Source organism: Nocardia sp. NPDC057663 (genome assembly GCF_042799895.1).
Classification (GTDB): Bacteria; Actinomycetota; Actinomycetes; order Mycobacteriales; family Mycobacteriaceae; genus Nocardia.
In genome coordinates, this window is sequence record NZ_JBHVHX010000015.1 from 85349 (window position 1) to 106690 (window position 21342).

At 69.0% G+C, this 21342-nt stretch carries 12 protein-coding genes; 9 read left to right on the forward strand and 3 right to left on the reverse strand.

Annotated features, from left to right (window positions below; all coding sequences use genetic code 11):
- Nucleotides 1–263 precede the first annotated feature (263 nt).
- The 3 genes from ACFVAV_RS25985 (at nt 264) to ACFVAV_RS25995 (ending at nt 5648) form a co-directional block, all read left to right on the forward strand.
- Nucleotides 264–2264 carry a trypsin-like serine peptidase gene (locus tag ACFVAV_RS25985; RefSeq protein WP_379037892.1) on the forward strand — a complete coding sequence of 667 codons (2001 nt, stop codon included), beginning with the start codon at nt 264–266 and terminating at the stop codon, nt 2262–2264.
- Between the two features lie 251 nt (nt 2265–2515).
- Nucleotides 2516–2920: a hypothetical protein gene (locus ACFVAV_RS25990; protein WP_379037894.1), complete on the forward strand. Its 405-nt coding sequence runs from the start codon at nt 2516–2518 to the stop codon at nt 2918–2920.
- Nucleotides 2921–2930: 10 nt separating this feature from the next.
- Nucleotides 2931–5648, forward strand: a complete 2718-nt coding sequence (locus ACFVAV_RS25995; RefSeq protein WP_379037896.1) for a hypothetical protein — start codon at nt 2931–2933, stop codon at nt 5646–5648.
- Between the two features lie 4 nt (nt 5649–5652).
- On the opposite strand, the gene ACFVAV_RS26000 is transcribed toward ACFVAV_RS25995, so the two are convergent.
- Nucleotides 5653–6402 (reverse strand): hypothetical protein, encoded by a 750-nt coding sequence (locus tag ACFVAV_RS26000; protein ID WP_379037897.1) that lies wholly within the window; start codon nt 6400–6402, stop codon nt 5653–5655.
- Nucleotides 6403–6637: 235 nt separating this feature from the next.
- Here ACFVAV_RS26000 and ACFVAV_RS26005 point away from each other — a divergent pair, with 235 nt between their 5' ends.
- The 4 genes from ACFVAV_RS26005 to ACFVAV_RS26020 all read left to right on the forward strand — a co-directional run bounded on the left by ACFVAV_RS26005 (nt 6638) and on the right by ACFVAV_RS26020 (nt 13299).
- Nucleotides 6638–8419: a peroxidase family protein gene (locus ACFVAV_RS26005; protein WP_379037900.1), complete on the forward strand. Its 1782-nt coding sequence runs from the start codon at nt 6638–6640 to the stop codon at nt 8417–8419.
- Nucleotides 8416–9510, forward strand: a complete 1095-nt coding sequence (locus ACFVAV_RS26010; protein ID WP_379037901.1) for a catalase family protein — start codon at nt 8416–8418, stop codon at nt 9508–9510. The genes ACFVAV_RS26005 and ACFVAV_RS26010 overlap by 4 nt, the downstream gene beginning before the upstream one ends.
- 92 nt (nt 9511–9602) lie before the next feature.
- The gene (locus ACFVAV_RS26015; RefSeq protein ID WP_379037903.1) at nt 9603–12185 is read left to right on the forward strand and encodes a LuxR C-terminal-related transcriptional regulator; all 2583 of its coding nucleotides are present in this window, start codon (nt 9603–9605) and stop codon (nt 12183–12185) included.
- 37 nt (nt 12186–12222) lie between these two features.
- Nucleotides 12223–13299, forward strand: coding sequence for a PQQ-dependent sugar dehydrogenase (locus ACFVAV_RS26020; protein ID WP_379037904.1), 1077 nt, complete (start codon nt 12223–12225; stop codon nt 13297–13299).
- Between the two features lie 118 nt (nt 13300–13417).
- Here the strand turns inward: ACFVAV_RS26020 and ACFVAV_RS26025 are convergent, their stop codons facing one another.
- A complete protein-coding gene (locus tag ACFVAV_RS26025; protein ID WP_379037905.1) occupies nt 13418–14434 on the reverse strand; it encodes a DUF6670 family protein in 1017 nt (338 codons plus the stop codon).
- A 99-nt stretch (nt 14435–14533) separates the two neighbouring features.
- Between ACFVAV_RS26025 and ACFVAV_RS26030 the strand changes: the two genes are divergently transcribed.
- The gene (locus tag ACFVAV_RS26030; RefSeq protein WP_379037907.1) at nt 14534–15226 is read left to right on the forward strand and encodes a TetR/AcrR family transcriptional regulator; all 693 of its coding nucleotides are present in this window, start codon (nt 14534–14536) and stop codon (nt 15224–15226) included.
- Here ACFVAV_RS26030 and trxA read toward each other — a convergent pair.
- Entirely contained in the window at nt 15207–15548 is a 342-nt protein-coding gene (trxA, locus tag ACFVAV_RS26035) for a thioredoxin (RefSeq protein ID WP_379037908.1), read from the reverse strand. The genes ACFVAV_RS26030 and trxA overlap by 20 nt on opposite strands.
- 294 nt (nt 15549–15842) lie before the next feature.
- On the opposite strand from trxA, the gene ACFVAV_RS26040 reads away from it, so the two are divergent.
- Nucleotides 15843–21308: a carboxyl transferase domain-containing protein gene (locus tag ACFVAV_RS26040; RefSeq protein ID WP_379037910.1), complete on the forward strand. Its 5466-nt coding sequence runs from the start codon at nt 15843–15845 to the stop codon at nt 21306–21308.
- Nucleotides 21309–21342 lie beyond the last annotated feature (34 nt).

The following is a 21342-nucleotide window of genomic DNA, read 5'->3' on the forward strand; positions in this document are numbered from 1 at the left end:
ACGGGCATCGGTAACCGGTGGCGCAATATCGGCGGGGTCTTCCCCGTCGGCGGGCCCGTGGCAGCCGTGGCCCGCAGCGCGGGCGAACTGGACGCGTTCACCACCGGCAACGACGGCCGGGTCTACACATCCTGGTGGGAGCAGTAGCCACCGCCGCCGATGCCGGTCACGGGAAATCGAGTGGTCGACTACTCGTGCCCGGCACCGGGCACCGCGCCCACCCTGAGAACGCCAGCTGCACACTTCTCCGGGCGAGGTGACCCATGGATACCGAGAGCGCAACACGCACCGCCGCATGGCGCGAACAGATGGACGCCGCAGCGCGGCGTTTCGCCAAGAGCGCCGAGGAACGCGACGAGGTGACCCGCAAACGCCAAGCGACCGACTCCGATGTCGTCGACACCGACGAACAGATCGTCGCCCGCGCCGAGCGGCTGTTCACCAGCGGCGAAGTGCCCGCCCAGGCGGCGGTCGAACTGGGCAGAGAGGAACCGCTCGACGGTATCGGCGCGCTGGAACGGATCATCGGCTTCACCAACGACCTTCAGGCCGTCAACTTCCTGACCCGCGGTGCCCGCGCGGCGGCCGCGGTCGCCCGGATCTCCTTGACCCACAACGGCCGTGAGGTGCCGATGGGCACCGGTTCGCTGGTGTCACCACAATTGCTGCTCACCAACAACCATGTGCTGCCGACGGTGGACAGGGCCGAGTCGGTCGTCATCGAGTTCGGGGCCGAGGCAGGCATCGACAATCAGCAGAACCCGACGACGAAGTATCGGCTCGCGCCGGGTGATTTCTTCGTCACGAACAAACATCTCGACTACACCCTGGTGCGGGTGGCGCCGGGACCCGTCGGCGCCACCCCTGGCGCCGCCCCCGGCGCGACATTCGGCTGGAACCGGTTGATCGCCAACACCGGCAAGATCGTGGTCGGCGAGGCGATGAACGTCATCGGTCATCCGCTGGGCAGGCTCAAGGAGATCTCGATCCGCGACAACCGGCTCGACCTGCAACTCGACGACTTCCTGCACTACACCTCCGATACCGAACCGGGCAATTCCGGCTCACCCGTCTTCAACGATCAGTGGGAGATCGTCGCGCTGCACCACGCGGGTGTCCCGAAGAAGGACGACCAGGGCCGGGTGCTGCGCAAGGACGGCAAGGTGTGGCAGAGCGGCGACGGTGACGACGCGATCCACTGGATCGCCAACGAGGGCGTCCGGGTGAGCGTGCTGCTCCGGGATCTCGGCAAGCGGTCGTTCGATCCGGCACAGCGAAAGCTCCTCGACGAGCTCGGGCCCACGGCAGGCTTGTCGGCCGATGCGGTGGTCGCCGACGTGACAACGCCCGCGCCACAGCATGTTTCGGCGGTCGAGGCGGTGGTGCGCGGCACGCGGGGCAGGCCGACCGCGTTCGGTGGGCGCCGCAGTGTGGTGTTTCTGCACGGGCGCAGTCAGCAGGGCCGTGACCCGGCTGAGCTGCGTCGCGCCTGGACAGCAGGACTGAACAAGGGCCTCACCTTCGCCGACCTCAGCCCGATCGACCCCGCCGACGTGTACTTCCCCTTCTACGGCGACCAGCTCATCGCGAGCCTCGGCACGCGCGAATCGGCCGTCGACACCGGATCGGAGCTCTACGAGAGCCTGGTCGCCGAGGCGGCGCGGCATGCCGGCATGCCCAGCGCCGGTGACGTCTCCACCGATCCGATCGCGGAGGAACGGTTCGGCGGGTTCGGCCCGGTCGTCCTGGGCCGGGTGCGCGACCAGCTCGGCTGGATCGCCGCGCGCAGCGGCCTCGATTCGCTGCTCATCGGCGCGATCTTCAAGGACGTCGCCGCCTATCTCGACGACGAGCGGGTGCGCAAGAGCGTGCTCGACACCGTGCTCGCCGACATGCCCGCCGGTGGTGAGGTGGTCCTGGTCAGTCACAGTCTGGGCACCGTCGTCGCGATGGACCTGCTCACCCAGCTGCCGCGGGAGCTGGACGTGAGCCTGCTGGTGACCGCGGGCAGCCCGCTCGGCCTGGACGGGGTTCACACCAAGCTGCTCAGCGGCGGCGCGAGCAGGCCCGAACGGGTCGGTGAGTGGCTCAACACCTGGTATGCCGGTGATCCGGTCGCCATCGGCTGCCCACTGCGCCCCGCGTGGGGCAACGACCTCAGGGATCTCCCGGTCGACAACCCCAAGGAACGGGCACACGATATCGCCGAATATCTCGCGCATGCCGCGGTGGCGGCGACGATCGGACGGAAACTGTCCGCCTGACACCGACGGTGCGGGGTCGGCGCCGCCGTACCCCGCACCACCCGTGCTACGCCGATCGAACGCCACCCGGGTTTCGTCCTGGCGGTCGTCCCCTTCGCTGGTCTGGGCACCGTGTGCCACTACCCGAATCGGCTCGCTCCGTGCTGCTGGGCGGCGGCTTTTGGGGTAGTGCGTTACGCGTTCGGACGGGGCCGTCCGCGCGAGAAGATAACTCCGCAGGTTTCTCCACGTGTTGCGAAAGGACAAGGGAGATGTTTGCTTCGGAGATGGAAGACGCGGTCCTGGCGGCCAGCCCGGACACCGAAGAGGAATTGTTCGACGAGACGAAATCGCCGGCCGAATATCGCGACAACGGCGTCGGGATCAGGGGAATCGGCCGAACGAATGTCTCCTCCATCTTCTGGGCCCAGAAAGTGCTCCGTACCCATGGGACGGGCGCCTGGGTGTTCGGATTCCCGAGCGCCACCGTCTGGGCCGACAGCCAGGTCTCGGTCAGCCTGACCGAGCTGGACGTCAACGGCATCCCGTTCCTCGGACGTGCAACGATGCAGGTCCTCAATGTCGTCCCACACGCCGACGGCACCACGACGGTGCGGTACCACGTCGGCTGGGACACCAACCTCAGGGTGCTGTTCAACTTCATCATCGTGAACTGACGTACGACCCATGACCACGGCCGAACACCATGCCGGATCGCCCGTACGGGCGAGCGGAGACCACGTCACGTCGGGCCTGGCGACGATCGAACAGGTCGGGCGAGGAAAGGTCTTCGCGTCCACCACCGGCATCGTGGTATTTCTCGTGGCGGTGCAGGCGACAATGGCGTTTCCCCTGGGGGCGCGCACGCCGCAGGAATGTCACACGGCCGGGCTGCTCGCGTTGCTGGTGGGCGCGATGCTGGCGCTCGCCGTGCCGACGGCGACCTATCGGTACTACGCCTATATCCATTCGCTGAAGCTGGACAAGAAATACGCCGGATTCGCTCGCCAGGTCTTCGCCTGGACGCTGGCATTGTCCGCGCTCGACGCGGTGGCCGATCTGCTGCTCGCGGTGCGGCTGACCGCCGAGGCGCCCTCGTGCGGCGGCACCACGGCGACTGTGCTGCGGGCGCAAGCGGGACTGCACATCTTCCTCCTCCTGCCTGCCCTGCTGGTCACCGCGACCATCTGGTACCTCGGCACCAAGAACCGGCTCGCCGGTAGGCACCCGTCACAACATCGGTATGCCGAGACCGGTTCCGCCGCAACAGAACACCGGGGACTGATCATCTGTTGCTCGGGCGGGGGCATCCGATCGGCGTCGTTCTGCCTCGGCGCATTGCAGGTGCTGCGCCGCCATGGTCGCTACCAGAGCGCGGAGGCCGTGGTCGGGGTCAGCGGCGGCGGCTACATCGCCGCGGCCATGCACATCCTGCAGCGCAACTTCGACGATCCGTATGCGCTGGAGACGTCGGAGCTGGCCTATCTACGCCGCCGGACCCGCTACCTCATGCCGCGCGGGACCGACAAGTTCCGGGCCGTCTTCTCCTTGCTGTACGGCATCGTGGTGAACGCCACGCTGATCGGGATCTCCTTGCTCGCCACGGCCTGGTGGCTGGGGTGGCTCTTCGACGACATCGACGTCCTGGTGCAAACCGGGGACACCCTCCAACTGCATCTGGTCCCGGTCGGCGGCTACTGGTATCTGGGTATCGCGCTGGGTCCGTTCGCCTTGGCGCTGGCGGCATTCGTCGTGGAGAAGTCGTGGGATCGGCTGACAATGGTTCCGGACCAGATGCGCAATGTCTTCGCTCAGGCGTCGCGGCTACTGCTCGGCATCGGTGTTCCGCTGGGCTTACTGCTCGTCGGTGTCCCCATCGCCCTGTACGCGCTGAGCAACCTGCCTGAGGGGCATCCCGGCACGGCGGCTGGGCTGTTGGCCGCGCTGGTCGACCCGGGCGGCGCAGGCGCGCTGACATTCGGCGCGACGCTCGTCGCGGTGATCGGCCTCGGGAGATCGGCGTGGAAAGGCCTCCATGGCTGTTCCGAGTCGGCCGGCTGGTACGGGCGCGTCCTCCGGGTGGTGCGGAAAAGGCTCGCCCCGTGGCTGGGGACCGCGCTCATCGTCGCGGTGGTCGTCGTCCTGCTGTTGCGCTGGACGACGGCATTCGCCACCGACGCGGAGGCCCAATCGAACTGGTCGCTGGCGTGGTGGATGATCGGTATCGCGTTGGCCGTGAAGGTGCTCACCGATGCGAACCGGACCTCACTGCACACCTACTATCGCGAGGCACTGTCGAAAGCCTTTCTCGTGGAGACGGATCCGAGGTCGAAGCAGGCGGTTCCGCTGCCGTACAGCACCGCCCTTCGGTACTCGGTCTACGGTCAGCCGGTCGAGGGCGGACCGCGGCTCGTCATCGCGGCAGCGGCCAACGCCAACGACGACGCCTTCGTCCCGGCGCGACGCGGCTGCGTGCCGTTCATCTTCGATCCGGACATGATCGGTGTCGTCGGCGACCGGGCACTCACCCAGGACGGCCTCCGTCCGACCGCGTATTACGAACCGCACGCGGATTACCGGTACCGCGACGTCACCGTGCCCGCCGCGATGGCCATCAGCGGCGCCGCGTTCAGCCCACTGACGGGCCGGGTGAGCGCCCGCACCCGGCCGGTGCGAATTCTGCTCGCCCTGCTGAACGCGCGCCTCGGGGTGTGGCTGCCGAACCCGTACTGGCAGCCGGTGCCGAAGGGCAGGCTCGGTACGAAGTTTCCCGCGGTGGGAAGCTGGGCCGACAAACCTGGACCGTACCGGCTGCTGCGGGAGGCGTTCGGCAACCCGTCGCTGTACGACCGGTGGCTCTATGTCACCGACGGCGGGCACTACGACAACCTCGGGCTGGTCGAGGCGCTGCGCCGGCGGCCTGCCGCTGTGCTCGTCCTCGATGCCAGCGGCAGCCCCGACGACCGGTTCTGCGCACTCGCCGAGGCCATCGCCACGGCCAGGATGGACCACTGTGTGGAGATCACGGTCGACCTGCGGCCGATGTTGCGCGGCGATCGTCAGCGCGCGCCGCAAGCCTGGGCGCGTGGCAGCGCCCGGCATCTGGACGGCACCACCACCGACATCTACTACCTGCGATCACAGCTGGTCGGCGGCCTGAGCTGGGATCTCGAGAACTACGGCATCGCCCATCCCGACTTCCCCTACACCTCCACCGGAGATCAGCTGTACGGCGAGTGGGATTTCGAGGCCTACCGTGCGCTCGGCCACGAGGTGACCGAACGCGCCTTGACCGACCCGGTGTTCGCCGGACTCCTGAGTAAGCCGTCGCCTACACCCGCAGCAGGGCCGGAGTCGAACGGTGAATTCGGCAAGCCACCGAGCTTCGCGGCGCAGCAGGTGTAGCCCACTACTCGCCGTGTACCGATGCAGCCGCTGCCATCGCGGTGAGTACCTGTTCGGTTTTGGTCGTCTCGGTCGCGATCGACAGGCCGTATCCACGGACGGCGGCGTGGAGCCTGCGTTGCACCTCGACGGCGCGGTCGTGCAGCGCGGGCGGTGATTCGCCGGGTAACGGGGTGATGGTCAGTGCCAGCTCGAACAGGTCGAGGTCGTCGACGGTCCAGCGTTCGGCGTCGACCTCGAGGCCGCCGAGATGCACCTTCGTCCACTTCGTCGACGCGACCGGACCCATCGCCCGCAGGTGATCGACCGCGACGCCGGGGGGAGTGCAGCTCACCAGGAACTGGCGCTGAGCCGAGTCGAGCGCCTCGGTGACGTCCTCGCCGCGCAGCGCGGCCACTCGCAGCGAGCCGGGTGGGCGCTTGCTCAGCAGCGAGGCCGACAGGACCCGCCCTTCGCCGCACCAGTCGCGCTCGATGCGGTACCGCACCTCCTCGTCGGTGAACGATGTCGCCCAGCGGCCCACCAGCTGCGATTTCTCGCATGCCCGCAGCGTGACGGTCAGGTCGTCGTGCTCGCCACTGCGCAGCCGGATGGCGATACGGCCTGCCGCCGGTGCATCGCCCACAGCAGGGCGGCGGGGTTCGGCCAACCACACGTCACGGCTGATCGCGGCGGCGTTCGTACACCCCAGCCGGGTTTGTACGTCGACGAGATCGCCGTCGAGATTGACCTTGATTTCGATCGGAGTAGTCACCTGAGCAGCGTGACTCATCGACCCGCCACCCGGCGCGCGTAATTCGCTACTCGATTGCTGGAAGGTGGCCACGGGCGGGCGGTGCCGAAATCGTTATCCAGGACATCACCCGCGTGCGGCCATCGCCGACGACCGAGTAGTCCACTACCCGTGACAGGGGTCGGCCCGTGCCGGAAACTGATCTTCGACCAGTTCTCGTACGCCGCGGTTCGAGCCAGCCACGTGGAGGTTCTCGATGGTCAAGACGACTCCGTTTGTCACCCGCTGGGCGGTCGGAGCCGCCGAAGCACTAGATCGGCGCATCGGCTGGTTCCGCTTGCCGACGCCGCTGGGGCTGGCCGTCCTGGTCGGCCTGCGCAGCCGGCTCCGCGCGGAGAATCTCTTCGACACCGGCGCGCATCCGGGCGAACCGCTGCCCCCGGACGAGGCAGGCGAGCACCAGGGCGCGCGCACCGTCGACGGCAGCTACAACAGCCCCGCCGACCCCATGACCGGGTCGGTCGGCTGCCGGTTCGGGCGCAATTTCCCGCTCGAGCACACCCACCCGGAGGACTCCACGCGGATTCTGGAACCCAACCCGCGCCTGATCAGCACGCAACTGCTGACCCGCGACCGGTTCCAGCCGGCCACCACCCTGAATCTGCTGGCGGCGGCTTGGATCCAGTTCGAGGTGCACGACTGGTTCGACCACGTCGACGCCGACACCGAGCCGTTCACGGTGACTCTGGACGCACAGGATCCGTGGCCGGACCCGCCGATGACGATCCCGCGCACCGCCTCGGTGCCCAGCCCCGAACCAGGCCGTCCGCCGACGTACACCACCGTGGAGAGCCACTGGTGGGATGCCTCCCAGATCTATGGCAGCACAGCCGAATTCGCCTCAGCGATGCGATCCGGCAAGGGTGGCGAACTCGTCATCGACGAGCTGGGGCTGCCGCCGCTGGACGCGGAAAGTCTGCTCGCGCTGTCGGATTCGGCGGCCAACGCCTGGGTCGGGCTCGCACTGCTGCATTCGCTGTTCCTGCGCGAGCACAACGCGATCTGCCGTCGCCTGAGCCGGCGCTACCCCGACCTGGACGACCAGCAGCTCTACGACACAGCACGTCTGGTCAACTCGGCGCTGATCGCGAAGATCCACACCGTCGACTGGACCCCGGCCGTCATCGCCCATCCCACCACCGTCGCCGCCATGCGCGCCAACTGGTTCGGGGTGCTCGGCGAGCGGGTCGCCCGCCGGTTCGGCAGGCTCGGCGGCAACGAAGTGCTGTGCGGCATACCGGGATCCTCGGTCGACGACCACGGCGTGCCGTACTCGCTGACCGAGGAGTTCGTCTCCGTGTACCGGATGCATCCGCTCATCCCCGACGAACTCGTGGTCCGCAGCCTCGCCGACGACAGCGTCCTGGCCGAGTATCCGCTCCCGGAGCTGGGCGTCGCCCACATTCGCGAACGCCTCGCCGAGACTCCGATGGACACGCTGCTCTACTCGTTCGGCCGCGCCAACCCCGGCGCGCTGACCCTGCACAACTATCCGCGGCACCTGCAGAACCTCACCCGACCCGGGCGCCCGCTGCTCGACCTGGCGACCGTCGACATCCTGCGGGTCCGTGAGCGGGGCGTGCCGCGCTACAACGAATTCCGCAAGCACCTGCGACTGGCGCCGGTCACCTCGTTCGACCAGCTGACCGACAATCCGCAGTGGGCCCGTGAACTCGAGCGGATCTACGGCGACGTGGACGACGTCGACCTCATGATCGGGCTCTACGCCGAGCCCAAACCGCCCGGTTTCGGCTTCAGCGACACCGCGTTCCGGGTCTTCGTGCTGATGGCGTCGCGGCGGCTGTCGGCGGACCGGTTCTTCACCACCGACTTCCGGCCCGAGGTCTACACCGAGGCGGGGATGTCCTGGGTACGGGACAACACGATGCGGAGTGTCCTGCTGCGCCACTTTCCCACGCTGGCGCCCGCACTCGACGGCGTCGCGAATCCGTTTGCGCCGTGGAGGAGCCCCCGATGACCTATCTGCGCTACCGCGACGACCTGGAACACCCGCGGCCCGACGAAGAGCAGATCATCGACAAGATCATCGCGGTCCTGCGCGACAACAACGAACGCGCGTACCGCAAGTACAAGCGCGGATTGCGCGACGCGCACGCCAAGAGCCACGGCATCCTGCGCGGCGAGCTGATCGTGCCCGCGGGCCTGCCGCCCGAACTCGCACAGGGCCTCTTCGCCACCCCGGCCACCTATCCGGTGATCGCCCGGCTGTCGAGTACCTCCGGGGTGATCCGCAGCGACCAGTTGCGCGGTGTCCGCGGGCTGGGGATCAAAGTGCTCGGCGTGCACGGTCGACGGGCGTTGCCCGACGACGACGCCACCACGCAGGACCTCATCATGGTCACGCACCGGGAATTCCTGTTCGCCGACGCGCACGCCTACCTCACGAAGGGCATGCCCACCGCCTGGATGCTGGCGCGGTTGCCCGATCCGGTATTGCAGACCGGCAGTACCCTTCTCGCCGCCCTGGACCGGCACGTGCTGCGGCGGATCGGACGGGGGGTGCCACCGAATCTGGGCGTCTTCATCGCGCCCAACACCCACATTCTGGGCGAGACGTTCTACACCTCGGCGCCCGTGCGCTACGGCGACTATGTGGCCAAGCTGCTCTATGTTCCCGTGTCGCCGGAAGTCGTTGCGCTGCAAGGGCAACCGGTGGACGAAGAGTCGGGAGTGAACGTCCATCAGGACTCCGTCATCGACTTCTTCGCCTCGCACAGCGCCACGTACGAGCTGCGCGCGCAACTGTGCACCGACACCGCCACCATGCCGATCGAGGACGCGACCGTGCCGTGGCCGGAAGACGAATCGCCGCACCGCACCGTCGCGACCATCCGCTTCGACATCCAGGATCCCTACACTCCCGAACGGCGTGCCTACGGCGATGATGTGCTGTCGTTCAACTCCTGGCGTGGTCTCGACGCGCACCGTCCGCTCGGGTCGATCAACCGGCTCAAGCAGCGCGTGTACGAGGCGTCGAGCAACTTCCGCCACGACGTCAACAACGCGCCCCGGCTCGAGCCACGAGACGCCACCGAGCTGCCACGATGACCGTTGCTCTCCCCTCCCATCCACCCCGGAAATTAGTTGCACCTGCACAGATTCGTTGTGACACGGCCGGACGAGAACTAGAATTTTGCCGTATGGGCGAACTGTGGCAACTGCTTCATCGCCCCGTCGAATACGACGCCGTTCGTACAGCATTGACCGACGGCAACACCGGTGGTGTCGTGCTCGTCGGCGCCGCCGGTATCGGCAAGACCACCCTGGCGCGGCTCGTCACCTCGGTGCTGTCGAACCCTGTGCGCTGGGCCGCCTGTACCGCCTCGTCCCAGGCCATTCCGCTGGGCGCGTTCGCGCCCTGGATCGCCGCGTCGGCCTCGCGCGACCCGCTCGCGCTGCTGCACTCGGCGCGGGAGAACCTGCTCGCCCACCCCGGCACCGTGATCGGCGTCGACGACGCCCATCTCCTCGACACACTGTCCGCGACGCTGGTGCACCAGATCGCCGTGGATCGCAGCGCCCGTATCGTCGCCACGGTCCGCACCGGGGAAGCCGTGCCCGACGCGGTCACCTCACTGTGGAAGGACGGCTACCTCGAACGCATCGAGTTGACGCCGCTGACCAAACAGCAGTGCATCGCACTGGTCGAGACCGTCCTCGGCGGGACCCTGGAGGGGCTCAGCGCCGACGTGATGTGGGAATCCTCCGGTGGCAACCCGCTGTTCCTGCGCAATTTGGTCGAGGGCGCGGTCGAGGCGAGCACCCTGACCGACACCAACGGCGTCTGGCAGCTGCGAGGGCCCACCGCGGTGCCGTCGGGGCTGGTCGAGCTGCTCGACGAGCGGCTGACCCGGGCGGGCGAGCCGGTGCTGGAGGCGCTGAAGATGCTGGCCGTCTACGAGCCGCTCGACATCGACATCCTGACCGAACTGGTCGGTGTGGAGGCCGTCGACACGGCCGAGCTCACCGGCATGATCCGGGTCTGCCGCGACGGCCCGGCGGTGGACGTCCGGTTCAGCCATCCGCTGCTCGGCGAGGTGATCCGCCGCCGGGTCGGCACCGCCGCGGCCCGCAAGTGGCGCGGCCGCATCGTCGAAACACTGCGCGACCGCGATCTGAGCACGCCGGCGCATCGGATCCGGCTGGCGCAGCTGTGTGTCGACAGCGATCAGCCGATCGACATCGTCGTGCTGATCAACGCGGCCAAGGACGCGGTGGCCATGTCCAACCTGCCGCTGGCCGAACGCCTCGCGCGCGCCGCGTGCGAGCGCTGCGGCGGGCTGCGCGCGGCCGAACTGCTGTCGCGGGCACTGCTGTGGCAGGGCAGGCCGCAGGAAGCCGACGAGATCCTGGCCCGCTTCGACCCCGACCGCCTCGATCCGCTGCAACTCGTGCAGTGGGGCGTGCTCAGGGCGGGCCTGCAGTTCTGGTCGCTGGGCAACGTCGTGCGTGCCCGTGACCTGCTCGACCTGCTCGGTGCCCGGGTCGAACTTCCCGCGCTGCGGTTGACGGTCGACGCCTTCGGCGCGGCGATGGCGGTGCACGAGAGCCGGATCGCCGTCGGTATCGAGACCGCCGAGCGCGTCATCGCCGACCCGAATTCACCCTGGCAGGCCGTCGATTTCGCCGCCTTCGCGCTCGGTCTGGCCATGCCGGTGGCCGGACGCGGCGCCGATTTCGCGCCGATCGCGGCCCGGATCACGGCCGAGCAGAAGTCGACCGACGGCATCGTCCGGGTGATGGTCAGGTACGGGGACGTGCTGGCCCTGACGACCATCGGCGAGCTCGACCGCGCCGAGCAGCGGGCCTCCGAATACCGTGAGTTCTCCTCGGCAGGCCAGTTCATCGGATGGGCGATCGCCAGAATCGCGGTCGGCGTCGTCGCCACCTATCGCGGCCGATTCCGGGCGGCGATCACCGCCTTCGAACAGGCACTGGCGGCGCTCAACGCCGAAAGCTCCCTGGCGTGGAAACTGCCCGCCCGGCTGCTGCTGGCCCGCGCCTACGCGGCGCTGGGCGAGGTCGAGCAGGCCGAACGGGTCCTCGCCGACGCCGAGGAACACCGCGGCGCCCACATGGCGCTGCACGAGCCCCAGCGGTTGATCGCCCGCGCCTGGGTGGCCGCCGCCGAGCACAGCCAGCACGCGGCGGTCGAACTGGCGCGCAAGGCGGCCGACCTCGCGCATCGCACCGGCCAGTTCGCCTTGGAGGCCGAGGCGTTGCATCATGCCGCACGCTTCGGTGACCGCACCGTCGCCACCCGGCTGGCGACCGTCGCCGCCCACGTCCAGGGGCCCGCCGCGGGGATCTACGCCCGCCACGCCGCCGCCTTCGCCCATGCCGATCCGCGCGCGCTGGCCGCCGTCAGCCTCGAATTCGAGACCGCGGGCCTGCTGCTCGCCGCCGCCGACGCGGCAGCGCAGGCCGTCCCGATCTACGACCACGCGGGCCAACGACGCCCCAGCGCCCAAGCCGCGGCCCGGGCCACGGCCCTGGCCGCCCGCTGCGACGGCGCCGGCACTCCCGCCATCACCGCCGCCGCGCGTCCGCTCCCGATCACCGAACGGGAACGCGAGATCGCCGCGCTCATCGGTCGTGGACTGTCCAACCGCGCCATCGCCGAACGCCTCTGTGTCTCCGTACGCACTGTCGAAGGCCACATCTACCGGGCCTGCATCAAACTCGACGCCACGGACCGCGAACAGCTCGCCAAGCTGATCTGACGTGTTGTGGTTGTCGCGACGGCGAGCGCGAAACATCGTGGGCGTCATCCTGATCACCTCCGCAGCGACGTCCTGTACGAGCGACGAGCCCGCCGGGCGCGCGCCGCAGCCGGCGATCGTCACCGCCACCGCGCCGAGCGTGCCCTCCGGCGTCCCCGACCTGGGCGCTCCCGAGGAGGTGGCACGCGGGATCGACGTTCCCTGGGGCCTTGCCTTCCTGCCCGACGGCACGGCGCTGGTGGCCGAACGGGATTCCGGACGAATCCTGCGCGTGGCGCCGGGCCGCGAACCGGAGCTCTTCGCCGAGCTGCCTGGCGTGGTCGCGGGCGGCGAGGGTGGACTGCTCGGCCTCGCCATCGCCCCTGACTATGACCGAACCCGGTACGTCTACGCGTATTTCACCGCCGAGGACGACAACCGGATCGTGCGATTCCGGCCGGGAGAACCGGCAGCGGTCGTCTTCGACGGCATCGCGAAGGCGGGCAACCACAATGGCGGCCGCATCGCCTTCGGACCCGACGGCATGCTCTATGTCGGCACCGGTGACGCGGGCCGGAGCGCGCGCTCCCAGGACGCCGCGAGCCCCAACGGCAAGATCCTGCGGATCACCCCCGACGGCGCACCCGCGCCGGGCAATCCGACCCCGGGCTCGCCGGTTTTCAGTCTCGGCCACCGCAATGTGCAAGGTCTCGCCTGGGACGGCACGGGCGCGCTCTATGCCGCCGAGTTCGGCCAGAACCGGGTGGACGAGATCAACCTGATCGAGCCGGGCCGCAACTACGGCTGGCCCGCGGTCGAGGGATCCGGCGGCGCGAACAGCGGTTTTACCGACCCCCTGCTCACCTGGTCGACCGCGGAAGCCTCGCCCTCCGGCATCGCGATCGCGGGCGACACGCTCTACGTAGCCGCCCTGCGCGGTGAAAGGCTGTGGACCGCAACAGTATCCAACGGTGCGGCGTCGAATCCGCGCGATGTTCTCCGTGATTCCTACGGCAGACTGCGCACCGTCGCCGTGGCACCGGACGGCGCCCTCTGGCTCACCACCTCGAATACCGACGGCCGCGGCGACATCCGCGACGGCGACGACCGCATCCTCCGCTTCCCGGCCCGCTGACCTGTCGCGGACGGTCCCAGCCACCCGGGCAGCTGGGACCGCTCCGGACTACTGGGACTGGAACAGACAGAAGGCTTCCGAGGATTCCGGTCGACAGCAACGTGATCCGCAGCGGTGGTTACGCGTCGCCGATCTGTTCGACGTAGCCGGTGCCGCTGATCGCCCGGCCGCGGAACGTCCCGGTGTAGCGGTAGCTGCCGACGTAGCCGCCGGTCATGCCGTAGACGTAGTCGTCGTTGGCGACCGCGTCGATGTGGATCAGCGGTCTGCCGTTCTCGTCGTCGACAGCCCAGGTGAACGCGGTGCCCAGGGTCATATCCCGGCCTGCCGGGGTGTGGCGGGGCGTGGATTCGCGCTCGGTGATCCGGTAGTGGTAGCCGTCCTCGTAGACCCCGCCGTGGTCGTCGCGGGACCGGACGTAGACGGCCTGCTGCAGGGGAACACCCAGCGGCCCACGGACTTCCACCATCAGCACCTGGGTGTCGGCGTCGATGTTGATGATCTGGTAGGTGAAGAAGCCGATGGGCAGGTCCACCGCGACGGCACGGGCGTATTCGAGCGTGCTGAGTCCGGACAGGTCGTAGCGAGTGCCGTGATGCTCGACGGTGCCCTCGTACTCGCACAGCAGCGACCAATGGTCGTACAGCCCACCGCGGAGCTTCGCGAAATGCGCGACCTTGTCGGTGGCGTGGACCCGCAGATCCGCCAGGAATTCCGGATTGCGGTAGGTGACAGTGAAATCGGGGTAGGTGCCCTGTAGCGCGAAGTCCGTACCGAAACGGATCACGCTCGCATCGGGCGCCAGCTCCAGGTCGCGCTCGACCTGAAAGCCGCGGAACTGGCCGGGAAACCGGACCGCGGTGCCTGCCAGCAGGTTGGCAGTATCGGCGTCGGAGGTCTCGATCAGCTGCGCGTTGCGGAAGGCCTTGACCTTCGGCTGCCCGATCACGGTGATGAAGTCCAGGAAATTCAGCGGTGCGGGCAGACCGGGGAACATGAGTCCGTAGTGGACGGTGCGATGGCGCCCGCGCGGCGGATGGAAGGGCGTGCTCGGGTCGAAGGGAGTGCCGCTCAGTGCGCGCGAGCCCGAGACGGTGCGCTGCAGGCCGTGGAGCAGGGGAGTGGATATCGCCATGGTGGATCGGCGCCTTTCGCGGAAGGGACGAGCGCGGCACTCGTGCTGACCATGTGGAAAATTACTAGTTGGTCAATTCCGGTGTCAACCATCGATCCGGTGGGCACGAAGATCCCGCATCCTCAATTGACCAGCAGCGTGGGCACGGTAAATTTCCGATCAGCCTCGGTGGGTCAACGCGGTGGCGGAAGGGAGACGGTGATGGGCACTGCCGGGACGAAAGGTGTGCCACGAGCCGAGCGGGAACGACAGCTCCTCGATATCGCCGGCGAGCAGATCAGCCGCGCGGGCTACGCGGGCCTGTCCCCGGGTGCCGTCGCGGCCGCGGTCGGGGTGTCGAAACCCTTGGTATTCCACTACTTTCACAGCAAGGAAGGCCTGTATGCCGCGTGCGTCGAGCGGGCGGCCGACACGGTGTGCGGGGCCATCGAGTCGGTGTTCGACGGCTCGCCCGGGATCGCGATGGCCGAACGCACGCTCGAGGTCGTCATCGGTGTCCTCGCGCGGCGACCGCACGATTGGAACGTGCTGCTCGACACCTCGCATCCGGCCGACGGTGTCGCCGCCGACGCCGCGTACCGGGCCCGGCGGCGCATCGCCGATCAGGCCCAGCGCGGCGCCGCCGCCTTGCTCGCGGAGCGCGGAATCACCGACGCCGCCGACCTGTCCGCACTCACCGACGTCTGGATGGGCGTGGTGTCGGCCATGGTGAACTGGTGGCTGCGGCATCCGGACGAAAGCGCGGACGCGATGATCGCCCGCTGCCGACGGCTCATGGGCGCGCTGTTCTGAGCGCGCCGGCCAGGTCGTCGAGCAGCCGCCGCTTGGACCTGGCGCCGACGACGGTCCGCACCGGGATGCCGTCGCGGAACAGCATCATGGTCGGCATCGACAGCACGGCGTAGTCCGCGGTGGTCTGCGGATTGGCGTCCACGTCGAGCTTGACGATCGTCATCCGGCCCGCTTCCTCGCGGGCCAGCTCGTCCAGCACCGGCTCGATCATCTTGCACGGTGGGCACCAGGTGGCGGTGAACTCGACGAGCACCGGCAGGTCGGCATCGAGCACCTCGCGAGCGAAGGTTACATCGGTCACGGTGGCGACGGTCTCGGTCATGGTCTCTCCTCGGTGGCCGGGGCCCGGAAATTGCCCCGATGAGGTGACGGTAGGGATTGACCTCGACGTCAAGGCAAGTCGTCCGGAGCCATTGGTCGGCCGTCCAGGAGGACGGCCGACGAGCAGCAGCGATAGCGCTGACCGGCCGGATGATGCGATCTTCCATCTATACGTGCCGGTAACCCTCGCACGCTGTTCACATATAAGGAGTAGAGGTGCACACTGCCCTTGAACCGGAGTTCGAATTCGCACCCGTCCCGGGCAACGTCCTAGGTATTGGAAAGGAGTCGGCGAGTGTTCAGCCGCATCGCCATCGTCAACAGGGGAGAGGCCGCTATGCGGCTCATCCATGCCGTCCGTGATCTGGCAGCGGCGACCGGGCTACCGATCGAAACGGTCGCCCTGTACACCGACGTCGACCGCAACGCCACGTTCGTCCGGTCGGCCGATATCGCCTACGACCTCGGTCCGGCCTCGGCGCGCCCGTACCTGGATCTCAAGGTGCTCGAGAAGGCACTGGTCGCGACCAAGGCCGACGCGGCCTGGGTCGGCTGGGGCTTCGTGGCCGAGGACCCGGCCTTCGCCGAACTGTGCGAGCACATCGGCGTCACCTTCATCGGCCCGAGCGCGGACGCCATGCGCAAGCTGGGCGACAAGATCGGCGCCAAGCTGCTCGCCGAAGAGGTCGGCGTACCCGTCGCGCCGTGGAGCCGGGGCGGGGTCGACACGGTCGAGGACGCCATCACGGCAGCCGCCGAGATCGGCTACCCGCTGATGCTGAAGGCGACCGCGGGCGGCGGTGGCCGCGGTATCCGCATGATCACCAACGAAGCCGAACTCGTCGACGCCTACGAGCGCACCCGCCAGGAAGCCGCGCGGGCGTTCGGCAGCGGCGTCGTGTTCCTGGAGCGCCTGGTCACCGGCGCCCGGCACGTCGAGGTGCAGGTGATCGCCGACGGCCAGGGCACGGCGTGGGCGCTCGGCGTCCGCGACTGCTCGGTGCAGCGGCGCAACCAGAAGGTCATCGAGGAGTCGGCGTCGCCGGTGCTGAGCCCCGAGCAGACCGCCGAACTGAAGGCGTCGGCCGAGCGGCTCGCCGTCGCGGTCGGCTACTGCGGCGCCGCGACCGTGGAATTCCTCTACCACCCGGGCGAGCAGCTCTTCGCGTTCCTCGAGGTCAACACCCGCCTCCAGGTCGAACACCCGATCACCGAGTGCACCACCGGTTTCGATCTTGTCCAGGCCCAGCTGTCGGTGGCCTCCGGCAACCGGCTCGAGGGTGAGCCGCCCGTCGAGCGTGGCCACGCTATCGAGGCGCGACTCAACGCCGAGGACCCCGACCGTGACTTCGCGCCCGCGCCGGGCCGCATCGTGCGCCTCGACCTGCCCGCAGGCCCCGGCATCCGCGTCGACACCGGTGTCAGCGAGGGCGACACCATTCCCGCCGACTTCGACTCGATGATCGCCAAGATCATCGCCTACGGCCGCGACCGGGACGAGGCGCTGGGCAGGCTGCGCCGGGCGATGGCGCAGACCAGGGTCGTCATCGAAGGCGGCGCGACGAACAAGAGCTTCGTCCTCGACCTGCTCGACCAGCCCGAAGTGATCGACGCCAGCGCCGACACCGGCTGGATCGACCGGGTGCGCAGCGAGGGCCGCCTGGTGACGCATCGCCACTCCGCCATCGCGCTCGCGGCCGCCGCGATCGACGCTTACGAGGACGACGAGCGGGTCGAACGGCACCGGCTGATCTCGACCGCGTCCGGTGGGCGTCCGCAGGTGCAGCACGAGAGCGGGCGCCCGCTCGATCTCAAGCTGCGTGGCGCGAGCTACCGGGTCCGCGTGGCCCGCATCGGCGCGCACCGGTTCCGCGTCGGCATCGAGGCAGGGACCGAGCTGGTCACCGCCGACGTCGACCTCGAGCGGTTCGATCTGCACACCGGCCAGATCGTCGTCAACGGTTCCCGCTACCGCTTGGTCACCGGCACCCACGGTCCGACCCATGTGATCGACGTCGATGGCGTCACCCACCGGATCAGCCGCGACGAGGGCGGCGTCGTCCGCTCGCCCGCACCCGCGCTGGTCGTCGGCACCCCGGTCGAGGTCGGCGCCGAGGTCGAGGCGGGCGCCGCGGTGCTCGTGCTGGAGAGCATGAAGATGGAGACGGTGCTGCGCGCGCCGTTCCGCGCCCGGCTGAAGGAATGCGCGGTCTCGGTCGGCACCCAGGTCGAGACCGGCGCACCGCTGCTGCGACTGGAACCGCTCGCCGACGACGACGAGGCCACCGAGACCGAAACGGCAGGCACGGTCGAGCTCGACCTGCCCAGTGAGCCCGCACCGCGTCAGACAGACGAGCGGCTCGCCCGCGGCCTGCAGGACCTGCGGAGTCTGCTGCTCGGCTTCGACGTCGATCCGCACGACGACCGCCGCGTCCTCGCCGACTACCTCGCGGCCCGCCGCGAATCCGTCGCGGCCAACCACCGGCCGCTGGCCGAGGAACTCGAACTCGTCGAGGTGTTCGCCGATCTCGCCGCGCTGAGCCACAACCGCTCGGCCGACGACGAACCCGACCAGAGCCACGTGCACAGCGACCGCGAGTACTTCCACACCTACCTGCAGAGCCTCGATGCCGATCGGGCCGGTCTGCCGGAGTCCTACCGCGCCAAGCTCGCGCAGGCGCTCGGCCAGTACGGCGTCACCGAGCTGGACCGCACGCCCGACCTGGAATCCGCGGTCTTCCGGATCTTCCTCGCCCAGCAGCGGCCCGCCGACACCGTCGAGGTCATCACGACGCTGCTGCGGGAGTGGCTGCGCGAGCCGATGCCGGACCAGGTGCTGCGCGAACCCGTCGGCCTGGCGCTGGAACGACTGGTCGTGGCCACCCAGGTGCGTTTCCCGGTGATCGCCGACCTGTGCCGCGGCCTGGTGTACGGCTGGTACGGCCAGCCGCTGCTGCGCCGCAACCGTGCCCGCGTCTACACCAATGTCCGCAGGCACCTGACGCATCTGGACGCGCATCCGGACACGGCCGATCGCGCCGATCGCATCGCCGACATGGTGCGCAGCACCGAACCGCTGGTGCGGCTGCTCGGCCAGCGGCTCGAGCGCAACAAGCCGGACCACACACCGATGCTCGAGGTGCTGACCCGCCGCTACTACGGCAACAAGGGTGTCACCGGCGTCCACACCGAGCACGTCGGTGGCTGCGCCTTCGTCGTCGCCGAGCGTGACGGCGCGAGCCTGGCCTCGGCCGCGGTGAGTTTCGACGCGCTCGGCACCGCGCTGAGCGGGCTCGGCGAGCTGGCGAGCGGCGCGGCCTCGGTCGACGCCGACATCTACCTGAGCTGGGTAGCTCAGCCCGAGGACTCCGACGCGATGGCGGCGGCACTGCAGGAAGTTCTCGCCGCGCACCAGCTGCCCCCGCAGGTGCACCGCATCACCGCCACGGTCGCGGGCAGCAACGGCGCGGTCATGCACCACCACTTCACCTTCCGGCCCTCGGCCACCGGGATGGCGGAGGAGCGCTTGATCCGCGGCCTGCACCCCTACATCGCGCAGCGGATGCAGATGGAGCGGCTGCGCAAGTTCGACCTCACCCGGCTGCCGTCCTCGGACGACGAGGAGGTCTACCTGTTCCGGTGTGTGGCGAAGGGCAATCCGTCCGACGACCGCCTCATCGCCTTCGCCCAGGTCCGCGACCTGGCCGCGCTGCGCGACCAGGACGGCAGGCTGCTCGCCCTGCCCACGGCCGAGGCCACCATCGCCACCTGTGTCGACTCGATCCGGCGGGCCCAGTCCCGGCGGCCGTCGGCCAAGCGCCTCAACACCAACCGCATCGTGATGTACATCTGGCCGCCGATGGACGTCACGAGGGACGAACTGCGGACCATCGGCGGGCACGTGCTGCCGACGGCGGCGGGCGCCGGGCTGGAGGAGATCCTGCTCATCGCGCGGCAGCGCGACGCGAAGACCGGTGAGCTGACGAAGGTCGGTGTGCGCATCTCCTTCGACGCCACCGGTGGCTCCGAGGTGACGGTCGGCGACCTGTCCGACGAGCCGGTCGAGCCCGTCGACGAGTACCGGCAGAAGGTGCTGCGGGCCGCGGCGCGCAACACCGTGTACCCGTACGAATTGACCGGTCTGCTCGGCGATTTCGCCGAGTACGACCTCGACGCCGACCATACGCTGGTGCCCGTCGACCGGCCGAAGGGCCGCAATATCGCGGCGATCGTCGCCGGTGTCGTCACCACGCCGACCACCCAGTATCCCGAAGGTGTCACCCGCGTGCTGCTGCTCGGCGACCCGACCAAGTCGCTGGGTGCGCTGTCGGAACCCGAGTGCCGCCGGGTGATCGCCGCGCTCGATCTCGCCGAACGCCTGCAGGTTCCGCTCGAGTGGTACGCGCTGTCCTCCGGCGCCCGGATCTCGATGGGATCCGGCACCGAGAACATGGACTGGGTCGCGGCCGCGCTCAAGCGCATCGTCGAGTTCACCCAGGACGGCGGCGAGATCAACATCGTCGTCGCCGGCATCAACGTCGGCGCGCAGCCGTACTGGAATGCCGAGGCCACCATGCTGATGCACACCAAGGGTGTGCTGGTGATGACGCCGGAGTCGGCGATGGTGCTCACCGGCAAGCAGTCGCTGGACTTCTCCGGTGGCGTGTCGGCCGAGGACAACTTCGGTATCGGCGGCTACGACCGGGTGATGGGCCCCAACGGCCAGGCGCAGTACTGGGCGCCGAACCTGCCCGCCGCCCGCGACGTGCTGATGGCGCACTACGACCACACCTACGTCGCCCCGGGCGAGCAGGCGCCGCGCCGGTCGCAGACGGTCGACCCGATCGATCGCGACATCTCCGGCTACCCGCACGTGCTGGCCGACAGCACCTTCGCCACCGTCGGCGAGATCTTCTCCGCCGCCGCCAACCCGGATCGCAAGAAGCCCTTCGACATCCGGACCGTGATGCGGGCGCTGGCCGACCAGGACCACCCGGTGCTGGAGCGCTGGGCCGGGATGGCCGACGCCGAGACCGCGGTGGTGCAGGACGCGCATCTGGGCGGAATCCCGGTGTGCCTGCTGGGCATCGAGTCACGCAACGTGCCGCGGCGCGGTTACCCGTCGACCGACGGGCCCGACACCTACACCGCGGGCACGCTGTTCCCGCAGTCGTCGAAGAAGGCCGCCAGGGCCATCAACGCGGCCAGCGGCAACCGGCCGCTGGTGGTGCTGGCGAACCTGTCCGGCTTCGACGGTTCCCCGGAGTCGATGCGCAAGCTGCAGCTCGAGTACGGCGCCGAGATCGGCCGCGCCATCGTGAACTTCCAGGGCCCCATCGTGTTCTGCGTGATCTCGCGCTATCACGGCGGCGCGTTCGTGGTGTTCTCCAAGGCGCTGAACCCGAACATGACCGTGCTCGCGCTGGAAGGCTCGTTCGCGTCGGTCCTCGGTGGCGCACCGGCCGCCGCGGTGGTGTTCGCCGGCGAGGTCAACAGCCGGACTGCGGCCGACCCGCGCGTCCGCGACCTGGAAACCCAGGCCGCCAACGCGTTCGGCACCGACCGCGCGACCCTGACCGCGGAACTCGACGAGGTCCGTTCCTCGGTCCGCGCGGAGAAGCTGGGCGATGTGGCCGCGGAGTTCGACCGCGTCCACAACATCCAGCGCGCCGTCGAGGTCGGCTCGGTCGACGCCATCGTCAGCGTCGCCGAACTGCGTCCCCGGATCATCGACGCCATCGAGACCCGCTTGCCTCGGTAGCCGTCGGAAGCTGGTGAGCTGAGCTGCCCACCCC

Coding starts and splice junctions, on each gene's coding strand:
- ACFVAV_RS25985 (WP_379037892.1), top strand. CDS start 264: ATGGATACCGAGAGCGCAACACGCACCGCCGCATGGCGCGAACAGATG.
- ACFVAV_RS25990 (WP_379037894.1), top strand. CDS start 2,516: ATGTTTGCTTCGGAGATGGAAGACGCGGTCCTGGCGGCCAGCCCGGAC.
- ACFVAV_RS26010 (WP_379037901.1), top strand. CDS start 8,416: ATGACCTATCTGCGCTACCGCGACGACCTGGAACACCCGCGGCCCGAC.
- ACFVAV_RS26015 (WP_379037903.1), top strand. CDS start 9,603: ATGGGCGAACTGTGGCAACTGCTTCATCGCCCCGTCGAATACGACGCC.
- ACFVAV_RS26025 (WP_379037905.1), bottom strand. CDS start 14,434: ATGGCGATATCCACTCCCCTGCTCCACGGCCTGCAGCGCACCGTCTCG.
- trxA (WP_379037908.1), bottom strand. CDS start 15,548: ATGACCGAGACCGTCGCCACCGTGACCGATGTAACCTTCGCTCGCGAG.
- ACFVAV_RS26005 (WP_379037900.1), top strand. CDS start 6,638: ATGGTCAAGACGACTCCGTTTGTCACCCGCTGGGCGGTCGGAGCCGCC.
- ACFVAV_RS25995 (WP_379037896.1), top strand. CDS start 2,931: ATGACCACGGCCGAACACCATGCCGGATCGCCCGTACGGGCGAGCGGA.